The organism is Pseudomonadales bacterium (assembly GCA_013215025.1).
GTDB lineage: Bacteria > Pseudomonadota > Gammaproteobacteria > Pseudomonadales > DT-91 > DT-91.
Genome location: JABSRR010000169.1, coordinates 5,336 through 6,956 on the forward strand (window position 1 = coordinate 5,336; position 1,621 = coordinate 6,956).

Sequence of the window (1,621 nt, forward strand, 5' to 3'; positions counted from 1 at the left end):
TATTAGCGGGGCCAATAGGGGCTCAAATGCCGTTAAAAGCGTCACGCAGGCACGCCAAATCGGTGTGCAGGAGGCGCGGTTCGATGCTCTACAGCCCAGTAATTGCGCGGGGTGAGGCCTTATAGAGGCGGAGTAGCGGGGTAGGCGAAGAAGTTAGATGGCGCAAAAAGACGCTAAATGTAGCTAAAAGCGGCTATCATCTTTAAAAAACAGTTCCAGATGCCTACTCCTGCTCCTATGCTTGCCCGTTGCCCCTCCTGCTCGCTTTGAAATGACGATAAGCAGAGCTAAGCCCCTGCTGTCGTCCGCTGCCGATTACCTCAAGAAGGCACCCCCATTAGTGGCCCGAGTCCTTACAAAAGCCCGCTTCCGATAACCTCCAGACGCCCCCCCGTTGAGTGGCTCGTCTCCTTTAAGGAACACGCACCTGACCACCTACTTGATAGATGGACAGACTTTGAGTGCCCATCGTCTACCAAACAGGGAGTGTGAGGGGGCAGGCCTGTTTGTCGGTTAGCCTGCCCTTATAGGCGCTACTCAGGAGACGCACAGGCTCTACTGAGAGGCTCGTAGGGCTGAGCTCCGCCAACACTTGTCGTCCTGAAACAGCAAGCGCACTGTTAGATCGTCGAATGTACACAATAATTAGACACAAAAATTTATTAAATCCATATAAGTAAAAGCTCACAGGGCATAGGCGGGGAGTAGTAAACACTCAGCGTAGCTAAAAGTTCCCTATCTGCGACATCACCCAACTCACCTAGAAGTCATTTGTTGGAAGGCTATATCTGAACTCCGGCTTTGATGCGGAGCCAGCTGGACAGAGAAGGGAACCTAGTTTCAGGAGAATGACGGGGGCTTGCTGTTTCGCAGACGCGGTTGGGGTGCCCGTTATTATTGGAGTACCCCTCTCGGCTCTTTTAAATTTTTTCTGATTTAAACCAGCCGTTAACCCGTGACCGAACATAACCGCCCTTATTGAGATGGCTGAAAACCACCCTCCCATATTTTCGTAAAGGCTCTTGTTGGCGATGCCCACTCGCTGGCTGACATCCAATACTAATTAGCCACGAATGATTACCTGGTTGACGGTCTCTAACTTGGTCTAGTCCGAATAGTGGGATCTTTTGGCCATCATTCGCGGCGTGTAAACATCTAAGATTTGAACCAAAGAAGGTGTCAGAGGAACTAAGGATGTATCACCAAATAGGCTATTACTCTGTATGAATGCATGTACCCCTAGCTGTGCACATCCACATCGCACCTGTGTAGCTGCAATCGCAATATCTGTCAGTGACTTCGCCGCCACAAATAAGTTGCATTTTTGCGATCATGCAGGCCCTTCCCTTGTCTACATCCGCAATAGGCGTTGATTTCAGTGAGCTACTCGATCTGGCTAGGGTAACCGCATCCCTGCGACTTTCTTCTATGGTTTTCCATAGCGAGCTTTGCTTCGCCTGCGTTTCTGAACCGTTGAGGCCATCGGAGAATAAGGGGTCACCCGCTTCGCCTTCTTCAAAGTCGAAGTGTGTAATATATTCATTGGAGTAGAAGCTGCTGTTTTCTGCAGTGGCATTTTCCAAAGCTTGCGTAGCGCCTTCCATTATCGCGTTTATGGTTC

The 1,621-nt window shown here is 50.0% G+C and carries 1 protein-coding gene; it reads right to left on the reverse strand.

Annotated elements, in window-relative coordinates; genetic code table 11:
• Positions 1 to 1,214: 1,214 nt before the first annotated feature.
• Positions 1,215 to 1,621, reverse strand: a 407-nt coding sequence (locus HRU21_10855; protein NRA42786.1) for a hypothetical protein, incomplete at its 5' end; no start/stop codon positions are given.